Source organism: Hymenobacter amundsenii (assembly GCF_002204745.1).
Lineage (GTDB): Bacteria > Bacteroidota > Bacteroidia > Cytophagales > Hymenobacteraceae > Hymenobacter > Hymenobacter amundsenii.
This window is the reverse complement of the sequence record NZ_NIRR01000080.1, coordinates 1-4,013: the sequence shown is the minus strand read 5'-3', so window position 1 is coordinate 4,013 and position 4,013 is coordinate 1. Positions and strand designations below refer to the sequence as shown.

At 48.0% G+C, this 4,013-nt stretch carries 4 protein-coding genes and 1 pseudogene; 3 read left to right on the top strand and 2 right to left on the bottom strand.

Features of this window, described 5'->3' with window-relative positions; all coding sequences use genetic code 11:
• The 3 genes and pseudogenes from CDA63_RS19880 to CDA63_RS19870 all read left to right on the top strand — a co-directional run.
• Nucleotides 1-685: pseudogene (locus CDA63_RS19880) on the top strand (IS982 family transposase); the annotation flags it as partial.
• A gap of 304 nt (nt 686-989) precedes the next feature.
• Nucleotides 990-1,955, top strand: coding sequence for a glycosyltransferase (locus CDA63_RS19875; protein WP_088466198.1), 966 nt, complete (start codon nt 990-992; stop codon nt 1,953-1,955).
• Nucleotides 1,956-2,037: 82 nt separating this feature from the next.
• Nucleotides 2,038-2,715 carry an IS1595 family transposase gene (locus CDA63_RS19870; RefSeq protein WP_088466197.1) on the top strand — a complete coding sequence of 226 codons (678 nt, stop codon included), beginning with the start codon at nt 2,038-2,040 and terminating at the stop codon, nt 2,713-2,715.
• 188 nt (nt 2,716-2,903) lie between these two features.
• Here the strand turns inward: CDA63_RS19870 and CDA63_RS19865 are convergent, their stop codons facing one another.
• Together CDA63_RS19865 and CDA63_RS19860 are read right to left on the bottom strand one after the other, a co-directional pair.
• Nucleotides 2,904-3,833 carry a glycosyltransferase family 2 protein gene (locus CDA63_RS19865; protein ID WP_088466196.1) on the bottom strand — a complete coding sequence of 310 codons (930 nt, stop codon included), beginning with the start codon at nt 3,831-3,833 and terminating at the stop codon, nt 2,904-2,906.
• 30 nt (nt 3,834-3,863) lie between these two features.
• Nucleotides 3,864-3,998 (bottom strand): DegT/DnrJ/EryC1/StrS family aminotransferase, encoded by a 135-nt coding sequence (locus CDA63_RS19860; protein ID WP_242434760.1) that lies wholly within the window; start codon nt 3,996-3,998, stop codon nt 3,864-3,866.
• Nucleotides 3,999-4,013: the final 15 nt, after the last annotated feature.

Sequence of the window (4,013 nt, the reverse complement as noted above, 5' to 3'; positions counted from 1 at the left end):
CGGCAATCTGGCCGCCGCTCGCCGCTACATGCAGCAGCATTGGGGCATGAAAGCGCTGGACAAGAGCGGCTTTACCCGCCAGCTGCACCGCCTGCACGAAACGCTTAAGTACCTGTTTTTCAGCCTGGGCCAGCACTTGAAACAGCTCAACACCGAGGCCCGCTATGTCATCGATTCATTTCCCGTTGCCGTCTCCGACAACGTGCGCATCAACCGCTGTCAATTGCTGGAGGGCGAGACCTACCGGGGCTACTCGGCCAGCAAGCGGCGCTACTTCTACGGCTTCAAAGTGCAGCTGCTCATGACCCACGACGGGCTGCCAGTCGAGTTCTATATTCATGCCGGCAGCGAGGCTGACATCACCGGCCTCAAAGCCCTGGACCCGCAGTTGCCCGCGGGCAGCACCCTCTATGCGGATGCCGCCTATACGGATTACGCGCTGGAAGACGCCTGGTACGAGGCCGAGAAAGTGGCCTTACTAGTGGACCGCCGAAAGAACAGCAAGCGGCTGCATGAGCCGTGGTAAAACTTTCTGATTCAGCACTTTCGCAAAGGCGTGGAAACGACCATTAGCCAGGTTACGGAACGTTTCGCCAAATCTATCCACGCCGTAACGGCTCGGGTATCCCCCCTTAAACTGTTGCTGTTCGTCTTCACCCACACCCTCGCCCAACTCGGCGCATAGTCCGCAACTTGGGATAAATAACGTAATTTAGCTTCCGATATTTTTGCAGATTTGCAGTAGCGGTTAACTTGCTGCATGAAAGAAAGTTGCAAGCATTTTCAATGCCTTTGCTTCCTAAGCTCCATGTTTTTTAGCAGTTTCGTGAACATTGCATTTAGCACACCGTGAATCAAATCAATATATATAATAAATAATATATATATATATATATATAGCTTGTGAAATCGCTATTACATTAATTATTCGCGTTTCTTGGCAAGAAATTTGAAAAACAGCATTTCAAAATAACTCACTCATTTCGCCTATGAAACCCAAGACTATCGTCGTTTTTTGTAATAAAGGGGATTTTTATTTGGCCCGCATATGTATTGCCAGTATTAGGTATTATTACCCCAGCGCTAATTTGTATATAGTGAAGGATTATCTGCGTGGAGAATTTTCATCTGAAGAGATGGAAACTTATTTCAACGTCAAGGTGCTGGACCTTGGAATAAAGAAATTTGGTTGGAGCGCTGCAAAGCTTCATTTTCTCCTCTCAGATTTATTTCCTAATGAGCAGGTGACATTGTTGGACGCTGATATTATTTTTATTGGCCGTGTTCTGGATAATTTATACAAGAAATTTCCTAATATCGACTTTATAGTTGACCAATATCATGTGAGTAACCCAAGGAGCGAGCACATAAAATCATTTTATTATGATTACGATGAAATAAAAAAAGTTGAACCAGATTTTATATATCCTGGTTACGTTTTTAATGGAGGGCAAACAATAGTTAAGACCGGAAAATTAACTGAATCAGATATTGAGAATTATTTTGATAGAAATAATTTTCCTTTTTATACAAATATGAAACTTATGCCTCTCGTTGATCAATCAATACTCAACGTGGTGCTACATAGGAAAGTGCAGAATAATGAGATAACTATAGCTGCTCAGCAATATATGCTTTGGAGCGATCAAGAAAGCATTTCTGAAATTGAAATAGATGATATAAAGCAAGGTGTCAAGTATCCTTTCTTGATTCATTATGCTGGCTCATATAAAAATGAGGATATTTCGCGAATGAAAAGAGGAGATATTCTGTCCTTTTTTGAAAATTATTATTATTCTAAAATACCTAAAGGAATGCAGAAGAAAGTGGCTAGGGCAGTTATTCCAGCCTTAAAAAACATTCAGTACGATGCTATTAAAATAGTTAAGGATAGCGTTAAAGACACTTTTATGGAAAAGATAGCTAGAGTAGTTATTCATGTATACAAGAAATAAAAATCATTTTTTATATATAAATTTAAAATAATGATAGGGGCTTAGGAAGCAAAGGCGTTCAAAACCTTTGTAAATTCCTTTCATGCAGCAAGTTAACCGCTACTACAAATCTGCAAAAATTTCGGAGGTCAAATTCCGCTATTTACTGCGCCTGTTTGCCCTGGATTTGACGGCCTCTGACACAGCCCGACTCACGGGCTTGAGCATACGCTCCGTCAACACGATTTACCTGCGGTTGCGCCGCCGTATGCAGGCCGCATGCCGCGTGCCGGTCGAGCTAGCCGGAGCTGTCGAGTTGGACGAATGCTACTTCGGTCCGCGGCGGGTGCGGGGTAAGCGGGGCCGAGGGGCCGGGGGCAAAACGGTGGTCTTTGGCCTGTTCAAACGGGGCGGTCAGGTGTATACGGAAATTGTCCCCAACTGCCAGAAAAAGACCTTGCAAGCCATTATCCGGGGCAAAGTGGACGTCTCGGCCATGGTCAATACCGATGGCTGGCGCGGCTACGACGGCTTGGTGGACGTGGGCTACGACCGCCAATTCCGGGTCCATCACGGGCAGGATGAGTTTGTGCAGGGCGCAGCCCACATCAACGGCATCGAGTCGTTTTGGGGCTTTGCCAAAGCCCGGCTCCAGCAGTTTCGCGGTCTACACCAAGAGCTGTTTTTGCTGCATTTGAAAGAATGTGCATTTCGCTTCAATCACCGCCCCCAAGACCTCTACAAATCCTTGCTTAAATTGCTTCGACAGCAACCTTTATAAGCCGGTTTGCTTCCTAAGCCCCTAAGTTTATACTATACGATAGCAATTTCGCAAGCGGTGTGCTCAGCATAATGTAGGACTACATCTTCGCATCATTTGCTATTGTTGACCGCTTCATACTGTCGTTTAACGACAAGGTGCAGAGTGCTGCACCTCTACGCCGTCGCCTGCTGAATGAAATAGCCTCCTCACTTATACACCTCCTTCACCACGTACAGTGGCCGCTTACGAGCAGCATCCAGCCCACGCCAGACATACTCGCCGATAACGCCCAAGGCTGTCATTTGAAAGGCCGAGACAAACAAAAGCACCACCATTAGCGCCGACCAGCCTTCGGGCTCCTGGCTGCCGAATAGCCGCAGGCCGATGATGTAAAGCCCATAGCTAAAGGCCGCTAAACCCAGCACTAGGCCAACTACGGAAATAGCCCGGATCGGGAAAAAGGAAAAAGCCAGGATAGAATCGATGAAGAGTTTGGCCTTCTTCTTGAGCGTCCAGCGCGACTTTCCGATTTGCCGCTTGCGCCGGATGTAAGGAATGTTCACGTAGGGATATCCCAACCACACCATCAGGTAGAACAGGTTGCTGTTCCGCTCTTGCAAAGCAATGATGTGCTCGGCTACCTGCCGGTCTAAAAACACGAAGTCAAAGCCCCCATCGGGAATGTTGGACAGGGCGATTTTCTTCATCAGGTGATGGAAGACCTTGGCAAGAAGCTGCTGCAGCCCGGTTTCCTCGCGGTCCTGGCGGTTGCCAATGATGATTTTGAAGCCCTGCTGCCAATATGCATACATTGGTACAATCAGTTCCGGCGGATCTTGTAGGTCGGCCGTGATGATGGCCATACAGTCGCCGGTGGCCTGGGCCATGCCGGCCACGATGGCGTTGTAGGAGCCCACGTTACCAGCCAACTCCACTACCCGTACCTTACCCGGATGCGCCGCCCGAAAATCCAATAGCGCTTGCAGGGTGCCATCTTCAGAGCCGTCATTCACCATCACATACTCGAAGTCTACCTCAGGTGAAAAGCTGGCCTCATTGGCAATCAGTTCACGCACCGTCACCGGGATGTTGTCCTCGTTATAGTAGCAGGGGATAATTACAGACAGCTTGGGCATCGGGCAGCTACTAATCTTTTGGGAAGTCAACTACTCCGTAAAGCTACAGATAGCGGCGGCTACGGCCTGCACTTGCTTTTCACTTATACCCGGGTACAGGGGTAAGCTCAGGCAGGTAGCGGCTAGTTCTTCGGCAATGGGCAACGCCCCGGCCGGTAGTTGCATGGCCGCGTAGGCCTG